Origin of the sequence: Megasphaera sp. SC8-1, assembly GCF_024436295.1 — a bacterium.
GTDB classification, from domain to species: domain Bacteria; phylum Bacillota; class Negativicutes; order Veillonellales; family Megasphaeraceae; genus Megasphaera; species Megasphaera elsdenii.
Genome location: NZ_JANFQH010000034.1, coordinates 63698 through 82431, shown reverse-complemented (window position 1 = coordinate 82431; position 18734 = coordinate 63698). Strand labels below are relative to the sequence as shown.

The 18734-nt window shown below is 52.6% G+C and carries 16 protein-coding genes, 1 CRISPR repeat array, 1 riboswitch and 1 other annotated feature; of the genes, 12 read left to right on the top strand and 4 right to left on the bottom strand.

The features are described 5' to 3' along the window. Positions 1-158 precede the first annotated feature (158 nt). The 7 genes from ade to NOS26_RS11145 all read left to right on the top strand — a co-directional run bounded on the left by ade (position 159) and on the right by NOS26_RS11145 (position 6867). The gene (gene ade, locus NOS26_RS11175) at positions 159-1892 is read left to right on the top strand and encodes an adenine deaminase (protein ID WP_074786574.1); all 1734 of its coding nucleotides are present in this window, start codon (positions 159-161) and stop codon (positions 1890-1892) included. Positions 1893-1904: 12 nt separating this feature from the next. Beyond that, positions 1905-2147: a TIGR04076 family protein gene (locus NOS26_RS11170; protein WP_022497454.1), complete on the top strand. Its 243-nt coding sequence runs from the start codon at positions 1905-1907 to the stop codon at positions 2145-2147. A gap of 147 nt (positions 2148-2294) precedes the next feature. Beyond that, entirely contained in the window at positions 2295-3041 is a 747-nt protein-coding gene (locus tag NOS26_RS11165; RefSeq protein ID WP_255917799.1) for a lytic transglycosylase domain-containing protein, read from the top strand. Positions 3042-3122: 81 nt separating this feature from the next. Continuing rightward, positions 3123-4193: an ABC transporter ATP-binding protein gene (locus NOS26_RS11160; RefSeq protein ID WP_022497817.1), complete on the top strand. Its 1071-nt coding sequence runs from the start codon at positions 3123-3125 to the stop codon at positions 4191-4193. Further along, complete coding sequence (locus NOS26_RS11155) at positions 4186-5013, top strand: ABC transporter permease (RefSeq protein ID WP_054336761.1); 828 nt, start codon at positions 4186-4188, stop codon at positions 5011-5013. The genes NOS26_RS11160 and NOS26_RS11155 overlap by 8 nt, the downstream gene beginning before the upstream one ends. Continuing rightward, positions 5013-5792: an ABC transporter permease gene (locus NOS26_RS11150; RefSeq protein WP_022497815.1), complete on the top strand. Its 780-nt coding sequence runs from the start codon at positions 5013-5015 to the stop codon at positions 5790-5792. The genes NOS26_RS11155 and NOS26_RS11150 overlap by 1 nt, the downstream gene beginning before the upstream one ends. Positions 5793-5802: 10 nt before the next feature. Continuing rightward, positions 5803-6867, top strand: coding sequence for an ABC transporter substrate-binding protein (locus NOS26_RS11145; RefSeq protein WP_014016540.1), 1065 nt, complete (start codon positions 5803-5805; stop codon positions 6865-6867). A 66-nt stretch (positions 6868-6933) separates the two neighbouring features. On the opposite strand, the gene NOS26_RS11140 is transcribed toward NOS26_RS11145, so the two are convergent. Further along, the gene (locus tag NOS26_RS11140) at positions 6934-7806 is read right to left on the bottom strand and encodes a phosphoribosylaminoimidazolesuccinocarboxamide synthase (RefSeq protein ID WP_014016541.1); all 873 of its coding nucleotides are present in this window, start codon (positions 7804-7806) and stop codon (positions 6934-6936) included. 187 nt (positions 7807-7993) lie between these two features. Further along, complete coding sequence (locus tag NOS26_RS11135) at positions 7994-8716, bottom strand: SIMPL domain-containing protein (RefSeq protein WP_027895023.1); 723 nt, start codon at positions 8714-8716, stop codon at positions 7994-7996. 147 nt (positions 8717-8863) lie between these two features. Beyond that, positions 8864-8967, top strand: a riboswitch (TPP riboswitch). 79 nt (positions 8968-9046) lie between these two features. On the opposite strand from NOS26_RS11135, the gene thiC reads away from it, so the two are divergent. Continuing rightward, positions 9047-10348: a phosphomethylpyrimidine synthase ThiC gene (gene thiC / locus NOS26_RS11130; RefSeq protein WP_014016543.1), complete on the top strand. Its 1302-nt coding sequence runs from the start codon at positions 9047-9049 to the stop codon at positions 10346-10348. 300 nt (positions 10349-10648) lie between these two features. Here the strand turns inward: thiC and NOS26_RS11125 are convergent, their stop codons facing one another. Beyond that, complete coding sequence (locus NOS26_RS11125) at positions 10649-11884, bottom strand: hypothetical protein (protein WP_072981950.1); 1236 nt, start codon at positions 11882-11884, stop codon at positions 10649-10651. A 68-nt stretch (positions 11885-11952) separates the two neighbouring features. Continuing rightward, positions 11953-12196 (bottom strand) — a binding site (T-box leader). A 609-nt stretch (positions 12197-12805) separates the two neighbouring features. Further along, a CRISPR array of direct repeats spans positions 12806-14380; the repeat unit is 32 nt; unit sequence GTCGCACCCTTCATGGGTGCGTGGATTGAAAT. A gap of 197 nt (positions 14381-14577) precedes the next feature. Between NOS26_RS11125 and cas4 the strand changes: the two genes are divergently transcribed. Genes cas4 through cas2 form a run of 3 tightly spaced genes read left to right on the top strand, consistent with a single transcriptional unit; the run spans position 14578 to position 16571 of the window. Continuing rightward, positions 14578-15243 carry a CRISPR-associated protein Cas4 gene (cas4, locus tag NOS26_RS11120; RefSeq protein WP_255917798.1) on the top strand — a complete coding sequence of 222 codons (666 nt, stop codon included), beginning with the start codon at positions 14578-14580 and terminating at the stop codon, positions 15241-15243. Then, positions 15240-16271: a type I-C CRISPR-associated endonuclease Cas1c gene (gene cas1c, locus NOS26_RS11115; protein WP_255917797.1), complete on the top strand. Its 1032-nt coding sequence runs from the start codon at positions 15240-15242 to the stop codon at positions 16269-16271. The genes cas4 and cas1c overlap by 4 nt, the downstream gene beginning before the upstream one ends. 9 nt (positions 16272-16280) lie before the next feature. Continuing rightward, on the top strand, positions 16281-16571 hold the full coding sequence (gene cas2, locus NOS26_RS11110) for a CRISPR-associated endonuclease Cas2 (protein WP_014016547.1): 291 nt from the start codon (positions 16281-16283) through the stop codon (positions 16569-16571). A gap of 231 nt (positions 16572-16802) precedes the next feature. On the opposite strand, the gene NOS26_RS11105 is transcribed toward cas2, so the two are convergent. Beyond that, positions 16803-18254, bottom strand: coding sequence for an amino acid permease (locus NOS26_RS11105; protein WP_014016548.1), 1452 nt, complete (start codon positions 18252-18254; stop codon positions 16803-16805). Between the two features lie 208 nt (positions 18255-18462). Here NOS26_RS11105 and NOS26_RS11100 point away from each other — a divergent pair, with 208 nt between their 5' ends. Then, positions 18463-18732 carry a chorismate mutase gene (locus NOS26_RS11100; RefSeq protein ID WP_014016549.1) on the top strand — a complete coding sequence of 90 codons (270 nt, stop codon included), beginning with the start codon at positions 18463-18465 and terminating at the stop codon, positions 18730-18732. The last annotated feature ends 2 nt before the right edge of the window (positions 18733-18734 follow it).

Here is an 18734-nt window from a genome sequence, read left to right as displayed (position 1 = left end):
AAAGCCAAAAAGACGACGGACATCAACTGAATATAATTATTATAGGGGGTTCTGCCTTTTTGAGCAACTATTTTGTCAAAAAAAGGAAATTTATGATACAATGAGTCCGAAAGAAAAAAATTTACGCCTTTGCCGAAGGGAAGGAGCACTTTATGACTATGACAGGGAATCTTTTAAAACGGCGCATTGCCGTAGCCCGGGGCCTGGAACCGGGGGACGTCGTCCTCAAGGACTGCCGGATCGTCGACGTCTATACACAGACCATCCGGACCGGGGATATCGTCGTGGCTGACGGGGTCATCGCCGGCGTCGGCGGCCCTTATGAAGGACGGGAAGTCATCGAGGCCCATGGGGCTTATGCTGCACCGGGCCTCATCGAAAGCCATATCCATATCGAGTCGTCTTATGTCAGCCCGGAAGAGTTCGGCCGCCTCGTCGTACCTCTGGGGACGACGACCGTCGTCGCCGACCCGCATGAAATCGTTAATGTCTGCGGCCTGGCCGGCCTGCGCTACATGATGGAAGCCGCAGAAAAGACGGCCCTGGACATCCGCTTCATGGTGCCGTCGTGCGTCCCGGCGACGCCGTTCGACCACAGCGGCGCTGTGCTGGAAGCCGACGATATGAAAGGGCCCCTGGCAGACGACCGCATCCTCGGCGTCGGCGAATTTATGAACTGCCCGGGCATCCTGAACGGCGACGATGCCGTCCTGGACAAGCTCGTCGCCGCCTATGAAGCGAAAAAGCCCATCGACGGCCACAGCCCTGGTATCTCGGGCAAGGACCTGCAGGCCTATGCATCGGCCCGGATCCGGACGGACCACGAATGTTTCACCTTGGATGACGTCGAAGCGCGCCTCCAGGCCGGTATATATGTCATGCTGCGCAACGGCTCGGCCTGCCATGACCTGCCCAACCTGGTCAAGGCCGTGACGCCGGCCAACCTGCGCCGGTTTCTGCTCTGCTCGGACGACCTTCATCCCAAGACGATTTTCGAGAAAGGCCACCTCAACGAACACCTGCGCCTCTGCGTCGCCGCCGGCCTGTCGCCGGAAGCGGCCATTACCATGGCGACCCTCAACGCCGCCGACTGCTATCACTTCGACGACCGCGGCGCCCTGGCACCGGGCAAGCGGGCGGACATCGTCCTCTTCGAGGATTTGAAGGACTTCAAGGCCCTAGCGACCTTCATCGGCGGCCGGAAAGTAGCCGAAAAAGGCCGGTACAGCCTGCCCTTTACGCGAGCCGATTACAGCGCCGTCGGCAGTTCCGTCTGCATTGCCGGCTTTTCTGAAGATAAATTGGTGATGCACCTGACATCGGACCAGGTCCGGACCATCGATATCCTGCCGGGAGGCGTCGTCACTGAAAAGGGGCAAGCTTCCATCCGGCGCGACGACCGCGGCGATTTCATCTACGACCCGCAGGCCGATATCGTCAAGGTCGCCGTCGTCGAACGCCATCACGGCACGGGCAACGTCGGCCTGGGCCTGCTGCGCGGTTACGGCCTTAAACGAGGGGCTGTCGCCGTGTCAGTAGCTCACGATTCGCACAATATCATCGTTGCCGGTACGAAGAATAAGGACATGGTTGTTGCCGTCAAGGCCTTGGAAGCCCAGAAGGGCGGTATGGCTATCGTCTTGGACGGAAAGGTCCTGGCAGCCATTCCCCTGCCCATTGCCGGCCTCATGAGCGACCAGCCGGCCGGCGCCGTCGATGCGGCGATGGACGAACTCTATGCCAAGGCCCACGATATCCTAGGGGTCAGCGCCGACGTCGACGTCATCATGACCTTGTGCTTCATGAGCCTGCCCGTCATCCCTAAGCTGAAATTGCTGGATACGGGACTCTTCGACGTCGAAGCTTTCGATTTCGTTCCTGTTGAACTGTAAGGGGGTATTATAATGGATGCCAAGAAAGTCAAATTAGTCGTCGTCGAATCTCATTGCGATCTCTATAAGGAAGGCGATGAAATCGTCTTCGACGGGCCTGTCGTCAATAAAGAAAAGAGCGGCGCCCTCTGCATGACGGCCCTCCAGGCCCTCTATCCCTATGTCTTCGCCGGCCGCCAGGGGGCGCTCTGGCCATCGGACATCCAGTGTCCCGACTGCGACGAAGGCGTCGTCTTCCGCATCGTGGAACAATGATGCAGAACCCTAATAGGGCAGACGTAAAAGGTATTGGCCGATAGCTTGACGACCATGCTATAATAAAAGGTAGAGTATCGTCGTGAGTGGGGAGGAATGTGAAAGTTGATACTTAGCAAAGCCTGTAAGACAAAAATGGCGGCCTTTTTGCTGGTTGTTATGGCCCTGGCGCCGGTCCAGGCCATTACACAGGAAGAAATGGTCTACGACCAGGTCAGCAAATATATCCGCGGCAGCGAAGCGGCGGCTATCGCCCAGGATATCTGCGATGCATCCTATATGTATGACGTCGACCCGATCCTGGTCACGGCTGTCTTTACGACAGAAAGCCATTTCGACAATTCTGCCGTTTCCGGTGTCGGCGCCGTCGGCATCGCCCAGCTCATGCCGGCTACGGCGGCCTCGCTCAACGTCAACCCGTACAACCGGCGGGAGAACATCTTTGGCGGCGTCAAATACCTCGGCCAGATGGTCGAACGCTACCGTACGTGGGACAAGCCCTTCGTCTATGCCGAAGCGGCCTATAATGCCGGCCCCGGTGCCGTCGACCGGGCCCGTGGCGTCCCGCATTATACGGAGACCATGAATTACGTCCAGACCGTCGAACAGACGCGGCGGGAAATCTGGCGCCTCGCCGGTCATGAAGCCATGGCCATGCAGCCCTATAAGCGGTCGGCCATGACGATGCAGGAAAAGGAAGCGCCGATTTTCCCGAGCCTGAAGGAATGGCATGAACAGCATAGTCAGAAGGCTGCCCAGGTCCAGGCGAAATCCGTCGGTTCCACCAAACCCGCTCTGGTCCGGACCAAAGCGGCGCGCGTAGCACCGGAACACCCGCGTCCGTCCTATTGGACGACGTCCCTGCCATGGGGCGAAGGGACCCGTAGAAAATAATATCGAGAAAGGGACCTCGCATCGAGCTCATGCGACTCCCTTTTTTTACGGTCTTATTCATAAATAGAAGGAGAAGTGAGAATGGAAAAAGAATTGATTCACTTGGAGCACGTATCCAAGACCTATGATGGGCACAAGGTATTAGACGGCCTGGACCTGGCGATTTCGGAAAATGAATTTGTCACCCTCCTTGGCCCCAGCGGCTGCGGCAAGACGACGACGCTCCGCCTCATCGCCGGCTTTGAGACGCCTGATGAAGGGCGCATCCTCTTTGAGGGAGCCGATATCACCCAGCTGCCGCCGAACCGGCGCCAGGTCAATACGGTGTTCCAGAATTATTCTCTTTTTTCCCATATGGACGTCGCCGAAAATATCGCCTTCGGTCCGAAAATCCACGGCAAGTCCCGCGATTATATCCGCGACAAGATCCGCTATGCCCTGAAACTGGTCAACCTCGACGGCTATGAACACGCCAACATCGTCGACTTGTCCGGCGGCCAGCAGCAGCGCGTGGCCATCGCCCGGGCCGTCGTCAATGAGCCGCGGGTCCTGCTCCTGGACGAACCGCTGAGCGCCTTGGACCGCAAACTGCGGCGCAGTATGCAGCTGGAACTCATCAAGATCAAAGAGGAACTGGGCATTACCTTCGTCTTCGTCACCCACGACCAGGAAGAGGCCCTGAGCATGTCCGACACGGTCGTCGTCATGAACCAGGGCTATATCCAGCAGATCGGTACGCCGGAAAACATCTACAATGAACCGGAAAACGCCTTTGTTGCCGACTTCATCGGGGACAGCAACATCGTCGACGGCCTCATGGTCCACGATAAGCTCGTGCGCATTGCCGACTACGACTTCGACTGCGTCGACGTCGGCTTCGGGACCAACCGGCCTGTCGACGTCCAAATCCGGCCGGAAGACATGGAACTGCGTCCGCCTCAGGACGGCGGTTTCAACGGCGTCGTCACCAAGACCATCTTCGAAGGCATGACCTACAACCTCACTATCCAGGCGCGGGGCATCGAATGGCTGGTCAAATCGACGAAGCACTACCAGCCTGGCGACGAAGTCAGCCTCTGGGTGGACCCCTTCAACATCCAGATCATGAATAAACCGGAATCGGAAGACGAAAGGGCGATGGAAAATGATTAATTCAGCAGCGATCCGCAACCTCTTTGCCGCGCCGTTCCTCATCTGGGCGGTCCTGTTCATCTTCTGTCCCGTCGTGGCCATCGCCTGGTACGGCCTGACCGATGCCCAGGGGGCGATGACCTTGGCCAATATCAGCCTCATGACCCACTGGGAATACTTGAAGGCCCTGGAATTGTCCATCGTCCTGGCCCTCATCAGCACGGTCATCTGCCTCATCGTGGCCTATCCGCTATGCCTCATCCTGACTGAGAAGAAGCGGGGAAAGGGCTCGCTCCTGTTCCTGCTCTTCATCCTGCCCATGTGGATGAATTCCCTGCTGACGACCATGGCCTGGCAGACGATTCTGGAAAAGAACGGCATCCTCAACCAGTTCCTGCGCCTCTTGTCCCTGCCCGACGTGAGCCTCATCAATACGCCGGCAGCCATCGTCATCGGCATGATTTACAATTTCCTGCCCTATATGGTCCTGCCCCTTTACGTGGCCCTGAGCAAGATCAACGGCAACGTCATCGCCGCTGCCCGCGATTTGGGCGCCAGTTCCTGGCAGACCTTCACCAAGGTCATCCTGCCCTTGTCCCTGCCCGGTGCCATCAGCGGCATCACCATGGTCTTCATTCCGTCGCTGACGACGTTCTTCATCAGCGGCCTCTTAGGGGGCAATAAGATCCTCCTCATCGGCAATATCGTCGAACAGGAATTTACCATGGCCTACGACTGGCACCTGGGCAGCGGCCTGTCGTTGGTGCTCATGGTCTTCATCGTCATCAACATGGCCGTGACGGCTTATTTCGACCGCAGTGAAGGGCAGGTGAAGAAGTGATGGAAAAAGTGAAGAAACTCTACGTCGCCCTGGTCGTCCTCTTCCTCTATGCGCCCATCGGCGTCCTCGTGGCCCAGTCCTTCAACGCCAGCCGCTACCGCGGTCACTGGACGGGTTTTACCCTGCAGTGGTATGGCGAACTCTTCCAGAATGAAGGCATCCTCGACGCCTTGCAGAACACCGTCACTATCGGCCTGTCGTCAGCGGCCATTGCCACCGTCCTGGGCCTCATCACCTGCATGGCCCTGCGCGGCATGGGCCGCAAACCGCGATCGGTCTTCCTCGGCGTGGCCAGTATGCCTCTGCTCAATGCGGACATCGTCACGGGGATTTCCCTGATGCTCCTCTTTTTGGGCATGGGCCTGCGCCTGGGTTATGGTTCCATCCTCATGGCCCACGTCGTCTTCAACCTGCCCTATGTCATCCTGTGCATCATGCCCCAGTTCCTGTCCCTGGACCGCAGCTGCTATGATGCGGCCCGCGACCTGGGAGCGACGCCGTTCGTGGCTTTCCGCCGCGTCGTCCTGCCGGAATTGCGGCCGAGCCTCCTGGCAGGCTTCATGCTGGCCTTCACCATGTCTGCCGATGACTTCATCATTACTCATTTCACCAAAGGCGCCGGCATCGATACGCTGCCGACGAAAATCTATGCCGAACTGAAATTGGGCATCCATCCGGAAATGTACGCCCTTTCGACGTTAGTCTTCGTCTTCGTCCTGGTCTTCGCCGTCTTGCTCATCGTCAACCGCAAGCGCCTGACCCTGGGACGGAACTGGTAGGAGGTCTGTCATGAAATATATCCGCCTGATCCTGCTCGGCCTTTGCTGCATCCTGGCCTTGAGCGGCTGTGGCTTCTGGGAAAGTGAAGAAGACGGGGACAACGTCGTCTATGTCTACAACTGGGGGGACTATGTCGACCCGGACACGCTCAAGCAGTTCGAAGAAGAAACGGGCATCCGCGTCGTCATGGATGAATTTGATACCAACGAGAGCATGTATCCCCTGGTCGCAGCCGGTGCCGAACGCTATGACGTCATCTGCCCGTCGGACTACATGATCCAGAAGATGATCCACAACGATCTCTTGCAGCCCCTCGATTATTCCCAGCTGCCTAACGCCCGCCAGTACGTCGGCAAGCAGTTCTGGACTCAGTCCGAGTCCTTCGACCCCGGCAACCGCTATGCCGTCCCTTATTGCTGGGGGACTGTCGGCATCGTCTACAACCGGACCATGGTCGATGAACCCGTCGACAGCTGGTCCATCCTCTGGAAAGAGAAATACAAGAATGACATCATCATGCAGGATTCGCCGCGCGATTCCTTCATGGTCGCCTTGAAGCGCCTGGGCTATTCCCTGAATACGACGGATCCCCAGCAGATCCAAGAAGCCCGGGAGATGCTCATTGCCCAGAAGCCCCTGGTCCAGGCTTATGGCATCGATGACGTCAAGGACAAGCTCGTCTCCGGCGAAGCGGCCATGGGAGTCGTCTTTTCCGGCGAAGCCCTGCGCATGATCCTGGAGAACCGCGACCTGGAATACGTCATCCCCAAAGAAGGGACCAACCTCTGGATCGACTCGTGGGTCATCCCCAAGAACGCCGAACACGTCGAGAATGCCCATAAATTCATCGATTTCATGAGCCGCCCGGACATTGCCCTGAAGAACTTCGAGTACCTGACCTATTCGACGCCCAATACGGCCGTTCCGGATATGGAAGAAGACGAAGACTATAAAGATAACCCTGTCGTCTTCCCGCCGGAAGAAGCTTACGCTGGTCAGGAAACATACAAGTATTTAGGTGAAGAAGGGGATAAACGCTATAACGATGAATGGATACAAGTAAAAGTGTGGTAAGCAAAAGGGACTGTGCATGATGGTCGAAACCATCATGCACAGTCCCTTTTCGTTAGCTGGTAGACACTAGTCGAAGGCTTTGCCTGTAAGCATTTCGTAAGCTTCTTTGTATTTGGCAATGGTCTTGTCGATGACGTCCTGGGGCAGGAGATAATCGCTGTCCGGGTTGGCTTTGAGCCAGTCGCGGACGAACTGCTTGTCATACGACGGCTGGCTCTGGCCGGCTTTGTAGCCTTCGAGGGGCCAGAAGCGGGAGCTGTCCGGTGTGAGCATTTCGTCGCCTAAGACGATATTGCCTTTGTCGTCGAGGCCGAATTCGAATTTCGTGTCGGCAATGATGATGCCTTTGGAAAGGGCGTATTCGGCACATTTTTTATAAAGAGCCAGGGTATAATCGCGGATTTTTTCAGCGTATTCCTTGCCTTTTCCCGGGAAGGTCTTGTCGATGAAAGCGGCGCCTTCTTCGAGGGATACGTTTTCGTCGTGGTCACCGAGTTCCGCTTTCGTGCTCGGCGTGAAGATCGGTTCCGGGAGTTTTTCTGATTCTTTGAGGCCTGCCGGCAATTTGATGCCGCAAACGGTGCCGTCTTTCTGATAGCTTTCCCAGCCGCTGCCCGTGATGTAGCCGCGGACGATGCATTCCATGGGAATCATAGTCAGTTTCTGGCATTTCATACTGTTGCCGACGAACTGTTCCTGCTGGAAAAATTCCGGCATGTCAGCGTTGTCGACGGAAATCATGTGGTTCGGGATGATGTCCGACGTCATATCGAACCAAAACTTGGACATCTGCGTGAGGATGGCGCCTTTTTTGGTGATCTTGTTCTTGAGGATATGGTCGAAAGCGGAAATGCGGTCCGTTGCAACCATGATAATGCTGTCACCTGCGTCATAGACTTCGCGTACTTTACCGGATTTAAAAGGGGTGTATTCTTTCATCTTGTCTGGCCTCCATGATTCAGAACTTATTTTATTATGGTAGAACAGTATTATCATAGCATATTTTGGGGAAAGAAAAAAGGCTTTGTCATCAAAGGACAAAACCTTTTTTTTCGTGGTTCGTGGTTCGTGGCTCGTAGGGGACGCCCAGAGGGCGTCCAGAGGGCGTCCCGCAAATCATGTATGCTTATTGCAAATAATAGGTCAAGTTGACGCTTTGGCTGAGGGTATTGGTGCCGGCTTCGACAGGCGTCGAATCGGCGGCTTCCATCTTGACGGCCCGCAGGCTCATGCCGGCTGCATAGACGCGGTTATACGAGGGGCTTGTGCCGGAAATGTTGATTTCCTTGACGGCGCCGAGCTGGCTGCCAGCGGCTTCCGCTGCGGCCTGGGCAGCGCGCTGACCGTTGTGGACAGCTTCTTTGATCAGGTTTTCTTTGATCTGGTCGGCGTGTTCATTGGTGAAACGTACGTTGTTGATCTGGTTGGCACCGAGACTGCCGGCCTTGTTGATGACCTGCGATACCATGGTCAGGTCGGTCAGTTTGACTTCCAGGTTGTTGCTTACCGTATACGACGTGACTTTCTGGCCTTTCATGTCGTAGTTCGGCGACATATAGAATCCCGTAGTCTTCATGTTTTCGGCCGGGATGCCCATGGCTTTCAGGGCATTGGTCACTTCATTCATGGCCAGGTTGTTCTTGGTCCGGGCCTGCTGGGCGTCGGCATCGGTGCTGGTCGTACCGATAGTGACATAGGCCGTATCCGGTGCGACTTCCTGCTGGGCATAGCCCGTGACGGTGACGACAGATGGTTCCGGGCCAGCTGCCAGGGACTGCGGGGCAGCGAGTACCAGGGACGACGCCAGCATGGCTGCGACGACCAGGCCTTTCAAGGGTTTATATTTCATAGGTAAGACCTCCTTTTCAATGTGGTTTCATTATACCATATCGGTGAATGTACGTCTATGTAGGACAAATAACGTATTTGTCTATGCCAAATATGACAAAAGTGTTGCATTTTTTTTCGTGGCGTACTATAATAGCCACAGATACATAGAAAAAGCTAGGGGAGCCTTCGGGCTGAGAAAAGTGACGGATTACACTTGACCCTTTACCTGATGCGGATCATGCCGCCGTAGGGAAGCTTTACGGGATTATAAAGCTTACCTGCGGAAGACCGTAGGGCGAGCTTTTTTTATTGCATTGGATTATTTTTTTGTATAGGAAGGATGTTAGTAATGGATTACACAACACAGATGGATGCTGCCCGCAAAGGCATCGTCACGCCGCAGATGAAGATCGTCGCTGAAAAGGAACACATGCCTGTCGAAAAACTCATGGCCCTCGTCGCCAGCGGCAAAGTCGCCATTCCGGCCAACAAAGTCCACACCAGTCTGTCGCCGGAAGCCGTCGGCCAGGACTGCCGCACCAAGATCAACGTCAACCTCGGCGTTTCTCCGGAACACAACAACCATGAAGAAGAATTGCAGAAAGTCCAGAATGCCATCGATATGAAAGCCGAAGCCATCATGGACTTGTCCAACTTCGGCAAGACCCGTGAATTTCGCCGTAAACTGGTCAAGATGTCTACGGCCATGATCGGCACGGTCCCCATGTACGATGCTGTCGGCATGCTGGAAAAGGACCTGAAAGACATTACCGTCGATGAATTTTTCTCCGTCGTCGAACAGCACGCAGAAGACGGCGTCGACTTCATGACCATCCACTGCGGCATGAATCGCAAGACGGCTCAGCGCATCAAAGACAACCCGCGCCTGACCAACGTCGTTTCCCGCGGCGGCTCGCTGCTCTTCGCCTGGATGGAAATGAACAATCAGGAAAACCCGTTCTACGAATACTACGACCGTCTTCTCGACATCTGTGAAAAATATGACGTCACCTTGAGCCTCGGCGACGCTTGTCGTCCGGGCTGTACCCATGACGCTACCGATGCCGCACAGATTGAAGAACTCATTACCCTCGGCGAATTGACCAAACGCGCCTGGGCCCATAACGTCCAGGTCATGATTGAAGGCCCGGGCCACATGGTCCTCAATGAAATCGCAGCCAACATGAAAATTGAAAAACGCCTATGCCACGGCGCTCCGTTCTACGTCCTCGGGCCCCTGGTCACGGACATTGCACCGGGCTATGACCATATCACCAGTGCCATCGGCGGTGCTATCGCCGCTTCCTGTGGTGCCGACTTCCTCTGCTACGTCACACCGGCTGAACACCTGCGCCTGCCGACCGTCGACGACGTCAAAGAAGGCATCATCGCTGCCCGCATCGCAGCTCACGCTGCCGACCTGGTCAAAGGCATCCCGGGTGCCCAGGAATGGGATGACGCCATGAGTAAAGCCCGCGTTGACGTCGACTTCGACAAGATGATTTCCTTGTCCATCGATCCGGAAAAAGCCCGCCGCTACTACGAATCGAGCAAACCGGAATGTGAAGGTACCTGCACTATGTGCGGCAAGATGTGCCCGGCTCGCACGATGAAACGCATCCTCGCCGGCGAAGACGTTTCTATCCGCTAGGCTCCAGCTAAAATTTACCTCATAGATACTGAAAAAGGCCCGTCGCCATATGACGGGCCTTTTTCAGCTGCAGATCACAGGTCGCGGATCGCAGGTGGCAGGCCGCAAAAACATACACGGCCCATGGCCTTGTGCGTAGGGGCCGACCCGGTTAGGGCGGCCCGCTGCGAAGTTCGACCACAGCCTATTCGAGTATAATGGCAGGATTTTTACGAACCACGAGCCATGATTTTTCATTTTTTTAAGGCCATTCCTATCGGGAAATAGGCCGCATCTACCATCATGCGAGGTCCCTTTTTTCTAATGTCCAGCAGCTTCGGCTGTCGGCTGGAATGCCTGGGCAGCTTCAGGGGTTTCGTTCATGGCGTCGATGCGGGCGCGGTATTCGCTGTCAGCGGCATAGCGTTTGTTTTTGTAGCGGCCGATGGTCAGGAAGGGAACGATGATGATGGCGATGGCTAAGTAACCGCAATAGCCGTAGCCGTATTTGATGATGTTGGTCAGGCCGGCGACGGAGACGGTCATGGAAGCGATGATGATGAATAAGGTGACGATAGCCGAGCGGGTAACGGTGCTGCGGCTGATTTTCTTCAGGCATTTCGTTTCCGAGAAGCGGGCCGTAAAACCGAAGACCGTCGTGACACCTGTCGAGATGAGGCACAGCAGTAAGAAGGCGCTGTAGGCAATGGTCAGCCAGGACATGCCCATGGCTTTGCAGCTGGTCAGGGTCGGTAAGGGCGATTTGCCGTAGATGCCGGTCCAGCCTAAGAGCATGCAGACAGCTAAGGTCAGGGCGATGGCGTTCATGGCGAAGGAGAACCACATGGACGTGGCACAGTTCTTACGGGTGACTAAGGGCGTGCCGACGACGATCATCGTCGGGATGACGACGCACTGGAAACCGGAATAGGTGAAAGCGTGGAGAATGGCTGTCGGTACTTTGCTGAAGCCGTTCGTGGCGAAATCCTGGGCCATGGCAGCCGTGAAGAACTGCGTCCCTTCAATGGAACCGCCCATGTAGATGCCGACGGAGAAAATCATGATGACCATGGCTAAGATGGCCATGCCCATGTAGGTCGTGGCCCGACGTACCAGGCCGGCACCGAATATGGTCAGGAAGAAGATGATCGTGCCGACGATGCCGATACCGGCGTAATAATTGAGGCCCGTCTGGGCATTGATGGCCGAGGCGGCGCCGGAAATCGTAGCCGATACGGCCATTAAGACCATGATATAGAAGAATGCTTCGAAGAGGTATTCAATGCCTTTGAAGGGGCTGTATAAGTTCTGGAATAATTGACGGTAGCTCGTGAGGTGACGGGAATTGTACATGTTCATGGCTTCCTTGATGGTCAGCGTGAACAGCAGCATGGTTATGATAGCCGTAATCGGGCCGAGCCAGCCGAGGCTGACGAAATAGACGTTTTCCTGGTTGCCCGTAGCGAAACCGCCGCCGGCGTGAGAACTGAATAAGACGGCACCGACGGAAAAACACATGCTCAGTGAAGCGGCTTTGATTGATGAAATGTTAGCCATAAGATTTTCCTCCTTTTAGGACAATGGAGAGAAACGAAACGCCTTCCGTCTCTCTGCACGAAGCGTTGAAGAGAGACGAAAGGCGTTGTAATCCTTCCGCGGTACCACTCTGTTTCATCCTTTATGGATGCACTCTCGGATACGGCCATGGCGATATCCACGCTCTGTAACGGGAGTTCCCGTATCGGCCTACTTCATTCAGCCTTTCCGCTCAGCAATGAGTTCGGTCCGGAATCGATACTGCCTCACACCAGCCGGCAGCTCTCTGGAAACGATAGACTCAGACGTACTATTTTGCGTCATCGCGTTTGTGACGTTTATCAGTTGATGGTGCTATAATAGCATCATCGCTTAATAAAGTCAAGAATAAAACATAATATTTTTTGAAATAATTCCAATAAACGTTTAAGTTTAAGGTTTAACTTAAACAACAACTAAGTCGCGTCGATACTGGATTTTATGGTATAATATAATTGTCGTTTTTGTGGATTCCACAAGGACGTGGATTGAAATTGTAACGTTGAATAGTAAGTGAGGTGGAAACCTGCCGTATGCTAACCCTGCGGCAGGTTTTTTCTATAGCTATTAAATTACTAGTCAACATTACAGAATTATATATTGATTTTCTATGGTGAAAGAGGTATACTAACCATATAAAATAGATTACCGAATTAAGACAGGGCATCTTGGCTATCCGTATATGTAACCCGGTCATACCGAACTCTGTCAAGACTGATTTATAGAGAGAAAGTGGTGCGAAGCGGCATCACACATAAAATATATCGGGGTTCCGCGCAGGCCTTACTTTCTATAAAATTAAGCAATATCCAGATAATTAACTCAAAAAATTAGATTGGCTTTCTCTCAGTTCGCAATATAGATGATAGAAAAGCAGGCGATGACTGAGTTAATTTGAAGACTGTCGCACCCTTCATGGGTGCGTGGATTGAAATCGCACGATTGCTTGCGCGGCCCGGATGAACGTCGAGTCGCACCCTTCATGGGTGCGTGGATTGAAATAGCCCTATCGTCAACGCCTTGGTAGATCCTATTTTGTCGCACCCTTCATGGGTGCGTGGATTGAAATTGCTGATAGATTTCGTCGAAGATGTATAGATCTTCGTCGCACCCTTCATGGGTGCGTGGATTGAAATCCTGAAAGGCCCGCTTGGCCCGGTCCGCCTGTCCAGGTCGCACCCTTCATGGGTGCGTGGATTGAAATTACTGTTTCGCCCTGGCAGTGCGGGCAACGGGCGCCGTCGCACCCTTCATGGGTGCGTGGATTGAAATCGACATTGTAACCCGCGTTGGACCGCTGGGGCAGGTGTCGCACCCTTCATGGGTGCGTGGATTGAAATCAAAAAATGAAAATGTTTATTGCCTAGAACGGGATGTCGCACCCTTCATGGGTGCGTGGATTGAAATATATTTAATACCCCCTTTGTTCCAACGATGACCCCAGTCGCACCCTTCATGGGTGCGTGGATTGAAATGAGGATTGCCCACATATCGTCCTTTACGTAGCGCGTCGCACCCTTCATGGGTGCGTGGATTGAAATCCGGCAGGCGCGGTCTATGACGCTGCGGATGCGTTGTCGCACCCTTCATGGGTGCGTGGATTGAAATCTTTCCAGGTGGCACTAAATATAACGCCTACTACGTCGCACCCTTCATGGGTGCGTGGATTGAAATGTATTTCTGCCGCCCTGGCCCCGTGGTGGCGCTCGTGTCGCACCCTTCATGGGTGCGTGGATTGAAATAACAGTTCCTTTTCCTTGCTCGTCATGCTACGCGCGTCGCACCCTTCATGGGTGCGTGGATTGAAATGTCATCACGGCAGCCTGTTTCCCACGATAGGGGCCGTCGCACCCTTCATGGGTGCGTGGATTGAAATTACGCCACCTGCGCCCATGAAATCGCCCACTCGACGTCGCACCCTTCATGGGTGCGTGGATTGAAATGTTGTAAAAGCAGGTACACCGGAGTTTCTTACCGCGTCGCACCCTTCATGGGTGCGTGGATTGAAATTAAAAAGGCCGACGGTATGGGTTTCGGTGCCGAGTCGCACCCTTCATGGGTGCGTGGATTGAAATCCAGTCGTCGTAGAGGTCCTTGGCGTGGGGCGTCGTCGCACCCTTCATGGGTGCGTGGATTGAAATAAATCCCTTATCTGTGTATCCCAGTCCCCGTTCGGTCGCACCCTTCATGGGTGCGTGGATTGAAATACGAAAGGAGAGGACATCAAGGCCAACTATCGGGACGTCGCACCCTTCATGGGTGCGTGGATTGAAATAACTTAGAGACAGGCGTCCGCTTAGCCGTACGCCGGGTCGCACCCTTCATGGGTGCGTGGATTGAAATTAAAGCCGCACGGTAGCCACCGGCGACCTGCCGTGGGTCGCACCCTTCATGGGTGCGTGGATTGAAATCAGACAAATAACGTCATGAGTAACGCCGGCAGTGGGTCGCACTCTTCATGGGTGCGTGGATTGAAATCACATGGAGGCTCCGCCTTGTACGGATACTTACAAGTATCACCTTTCATGGGAAAAAAGAATGTTAACTTGCTTTAGATTGTTCGGGCAAAATTACTGCGGAAGAGAATCTTCAATGGTGAGAATCCGTATTGGGATGGGGAAATGTTTTTATAGATCAGCAGTCGAATTTTACAATATAATGAGGGGGTGTCTGTTATGGAATACGATGAAGATGATTTTTTGATGATTTCAGGGATACAACATTTTTCATTTTGTCCTCGACAATGGGCCTTGATTCACATCGACCAGGTTTGGGATGAAAACATGAAGACGATGGAAGGCAATATTATCCATGAAAATTGCCATAATCCAGATTTTATAGAGAAGCGTGGTGAAATTCTTATTTCTCGCGGGATTCGGATTGCTTCAAGGACTTTAGGTGTAACTGGACAATGTGATGTGGTGGAATTTCACCGGGATGATGGTGGAGGTCGTTTATATGGACATAATGGCTTATGGCTTCCATTTCCTATTGAGTACAAACGAGGGAAAACAAAGGATATTAATGCAGATCGTCTTCAACTATGTTGCCAAGCGATGTGTTTAGAAGAGATGTTAGGTGTTTCTATATATCAAGGGGCTTTATATTATCACGAAACACATAGAAGGGAACCTGTTGAGCTAACAGAACCTTTACGCCAAGAAGTTAGAAATATGCTGGAAATGATGCATGATTATTTTAAACGCGGATATATTCCCAAAGTACGGCCTAAAAAGGGCTGCCCCAGTTGTTCTTTGAAAGAAATCTGCCTACCCGTTATTTGTAAAAAGAAGTCTGCCCAACCGTATTATGAAGCTATGTTAGGAAGCGACGACGTATGAGAAAACTATTGAATACATTATATGTCATGACTCCAGAAACGTATCTGGCATTGGAAAACGATAATATTATCATTTTACTGGATGAAAAAGTCTTGGGGAAATTTCCACTCCATACGTTGGAACAGATTGTTTATTTTGGCTATAAAGGGGCATCTCCGGCCTTGATGGGGGAATGTGCTAAAAGAAATATAGGTCTTTGTTTTTATCGCCCCAATGGCAGGTTTTTAGCCAGAACAGTGGGTACGACGCAAGGAAATGTTTTGTTGCGAAAAGAGCAGTATCGTTGTTCTGATGATGAAATACGAAGCTGCCAAATCGCCAAATATTTTATTGTTGGAAAAATATTCAATTCCCGCAGTGTACTGGAAAGAGCCAAACGGGATCATCCTATGAGTTTTGATATACAATCTTTGAAAGAAATCAGCTCGTCGTTACTTCGGTTGGCAAAGGAGGCCAGGAAGTGTTGTGATTTAGACAGCTTACGCGGTTACGAAGGAGAAGCGGCCAGCTTGTATTTTTCAGTATTTGATCATCTGATTTTACAAAATAAGAAAATTTTTTCTTTTAAACAACGGATGAAACGACCGCCTAAGGATTCTGTCAATGCGTTACTTTCTTTTTGTTATACTATTTTGGCAAATGATTGTGCTTCTGCCTTGGAAGCGGTGGGACTCGATGCTTATGTAGGCTTCTTACATCGTGACCGGCCGGGACGTATTTCATTGGCCTTGGATCTAATGGAAGAACTTCGTAGTATCTATGCGGACCGTTTTGTCTTAACATTGATAAATAATCGTAAAATAAATGCTAGTGCCTTTGAGCGACAAGAAAATGGAGCCGTATTGTTGAATGATAAAGGCAGGAAAATTTTCCTGACAGATTGGCAGAATCGTAAGAAAGATATCATCAAACATCCTTTTTTAGATGAAAAAATACCTTGGGGATTGGTGCCTTTTGTGCAGGCACAATTATTGGGAAAGGTATTACGTGGTGACTTAGATGTATATCCTTCGTTTTTATGGAAATGAGATGAGCCTATGTTGGTATTAGTAACTTATGATGTCAGTACGGAAGATGATGCTGGAAAACGGCGACTGCATCAGGTGGCTAAACAGTGCGAAAAGTACGGACAGCGGGTACAGAATTCAGTTTTTGAGTGTCTGTTACAGCCAGATGAATTGATGCTGTTGAAACATCAGTTGATTAAAATTATGGATGAAAATAAAGATAGCATCCGATTCTATAACCTCGGTAAAAAATATCAATCAAAAATAGAGCACTATGGGGCTAAAAACACGTATGACCCTGAAGACGTATTGATTTTCTGATTTCCAAAAGATGTATTCAGAATCTTACCCAGTCCCTTTCATAACTACTTAAAAAGGGACTGTTGCACGAAGGCTTCTACCATCATGTGAGGCCCCTTAAACTTAAAAGTTTTTTGTTCGTAGTTCATCGTTCATCGCGATGGATTGATATTTTTAATCCCATACGACAAACGATGAACGACCTACGATCAACGGAAAAAGAGGCTGTCTTAATGCGACAGCCTCTTTTTCCTACTTATCCCGGGAAAGATTGACTTCTTTCAAGGGGATGAGGTGGGTCTTATGTTTGATTTTATGATAGAAGAAGACGGCTAAGAAGACAGGGATGCCGATGTAGGCTACGCTGGCTCCGTACCAGTCGATTTCAGCGCCTGTGAAGGCCGAGTAGTTCTGGCCGGCCGTGACGATGATGCACATGATCAGGGCCAGGAGGGGGCCGAAGGGGAACCACGTGGCTTTATAAGGCAGGTCTTTCAAGTCCTTGCCCTGGGCGACGTAGGCCCGGCGGAAACGGAAGTGGCAGATGGCGATGCCTATCCAGGTGATGAAACCGGCCATGCCGCTGATGTTGACCAGCCAGTCATAGGCTTTGCCTTCGCCGATGAGGGACGTCAGGAAAGCGGCCAGGCCGAAGACGACCGTAGCGAACAGGGCATACGACGGGACGCCGCGCTTGTTCAGCTTGAGGAAGCATTTCGGAGCCTGTCCCGTTTCAGCCATGGCGTAGAGCATACGCGTCGAAACGTAGAGGCCCGAGTTGCCTGCCGACAGGACGGCGGTCAGGATGACGGCGTTCATGATGGAAGCGGCTGCGGCCAGGCCGAAGCGTTCAAAGACCAGCGTGAACGGGCTGATGGAGATGTTTTCGATGTTCGTGTTGAGCAGGTTCGGGTCCGTATAGGGGATGAGGAAACCGATGACCGTGAAGGCGCCTAAATAGAAAATCAGGATACGCCAGAAGATGGAGTGGACGGCGCGGGGCACGTTCTTTTCCGGATCTTCACTTTCACCGGCTGCGATGCCGATCATTTCCGTCCCCTGGAAGGAGAAACCGGCGACCATGAAGATGCCCAGCATGGCCGTGAAACCACCGACAAAGGGGGCTTCGCCGATGGTCCAGTTGGTAAAGCCCGGCGACGGTTCCGGCCCGAGGCCCAGGATGAGCAGCGTCCCGGCGAAGAGGAAGACCAGGACGGTCAGGACCTTGATGCCGGCGAAGATAAATTCGCTTTCGCCATACGAACGGGTCGACAAGTAGTTGAGGACGAAGAGGATGATCAGGAACAAGCCGCTCCAGATGGCAGCCGGTACGTCGGGGAACCAATACTTCATGATCAGGGCGCCGGCGACGAGTTCGGCTGCTACCGTGATGGCCCAGTTGAACCAGTAGTTCCAGCCCAGGGCAAAGCCCAGGGATTTATCGACATAGCGGTTGGCATAGGTTTCAAAAGAACCGCTGACCGGCAGGTACGACGCCATTTCGCCGAGGCCCGTCATGAGGAAATAAACCATGATGCCGATGAGGGCGTAAGCCACGAGGGCGCCGCCAGGACCGGCCGAGCTGACCGTTTCACCGCCAGCGACGAATAAGCCCGTGCCGATAGCGCCGCCGATGGCGATCATGTTCATGTGACGGGCTTTCAGGCTGCGGCGCAGCCCCTGCTGCTGTTGAGTTTCTTCCATGCAAAATCACAACCTTTTTTTACAGAATTGATAAATAAAATCTAAAAAAACTCATACCTTTACATTATAAAGGAAGAATCGGGCTCTGACAAATGGAGATTCTGCATGGACGTAAATCGTTTATGCGATTAATGGATTATAGGGATTGGCCGCAGTTTTTTTACTATGTTATAATAAGGATATTAATTGCAGAAGGGAAGGGCAGTGTATGGATTTAGAAGAATGTCGCCGGGAAATCGACGTATTGGACCGGGACTTGACGAAAATATTGGAACGGCGCATGCAGGTCGTCGCCGAAGTCGCCGCCTATAAGAAGGAACATCATATGGAAATCTACGACCCCCGTCGGGAACGGCAGGTCCTGGATAAAATCGCCAATTTGACGGTCCAGAAGGAATTGTCGCCGTATCTGCGGCGTATTTATCAGTGCATCATGGACGAAAGCAAGAAATACGAACGGGAGCATATGGGGCTGTGAAG

Bases quoted from the DNA above. Each gene is read 5' to 3' on its own strand.
- cas2 (WP_014016547.1), top strand. From the start codon at position 16,281: ATGTTGGTATTAGTAACTTATGATGTCAGTACGGAAGATGATGCTGGA.
- NOS26_RS11155 (WP_054336761.1), top strand. From the start codon at position 4,186: ATGATTAATTCAGCAGCGATCCGCAACCTCTTTGCCGCGCCGTTCCTC.
- NOS26_RS11105 (WP_014016548.1), bottom strand. From the start codon at position 18,254: ATGGAAGAAACTCAACAGCAGCAGGGGCTGCGCCGCAGCCTGAAAGCC.
- NOS26_RS11145 (WP_014016540.1), top strand. From the start codon at position 5,803: ATGAAATATATCCGCCTGATCCTGCTCGGCCTTTGCTGCATCCTGGCC.
- cas4 (WP_255917798.1), top strand. From the start codon at position 14,578: ATGGAATACGATGAAGATGATTTTTTGATGATTTCAGGGATACAACAT.
- ade (WP_074786574.1), top strand. From the start codon at position 159: ATGACAGGGAATCTTTTAAAACGGCGCATTGCCGTAGCCCGGGGCCTG.
- NOS26_RS11100 (WP_014016549.1), top strand. From the start codon at position 18,463: ATGGATTTAGAAGAATGTCGCCGGGAAATCGACGTATTGGACCGGGAC.
- NOS26_RS11150 (WP_022497815.1), top strand. From the start codon at position 5,013: ATGGAAAAAGTGAAGAAACTCTACGTCGCCCTGGTCGTCCTCTTCCTC.
- NOS26_RS11135 (WP_027895023.1), bottom strand. From the start codon at position 8,716: ATGAAATATAAACCCTTGAAAGGCCTGGTCGTCGCAGCCATGCTGGCG.
- NOS26_RS11125 (WP_072981950.1), bottom strand. From the start codon at position 11,884: ATGGCTAACATTTCATCAATCAAAGCCGCTTCACTGAGCATGTGTTTT.
- NOS26_RS11140 (WP_014016541.1), bottom strand. From the start codon at position 7,806: ATGAAAGAATACACCCCTTTTAAATCCGGTAAAGTACGCGAAGTCTAT.
- cas1c (WP_255917797.1), top strand. From the start codon at position 15,240: ATGAGAAAACTATTGAATACATTATATGTCATGACTCCAGAAACGTAT.
- NOS26_RS11170 (WP_022497454.1), top strand. From the start codon at position 1,905: ATGGATGCCAAGAAAGTCAAATTAGTCGTCGTCGAATCTCATTGCGAT.
- thiC (WP_014016543.1), top strand. From the start codon at position 9,047: ATGGATTACACAACACAGATGGATGCTGCCCGCAAAGGCATCGTCACG.
- NOS26_RS11160 (WP_022497817.1), top strand. From the start codon at position 3,123: ATGGAAAAAGAATTGATTCACTTGGAGCACGTATCCAAGACCTATGAT.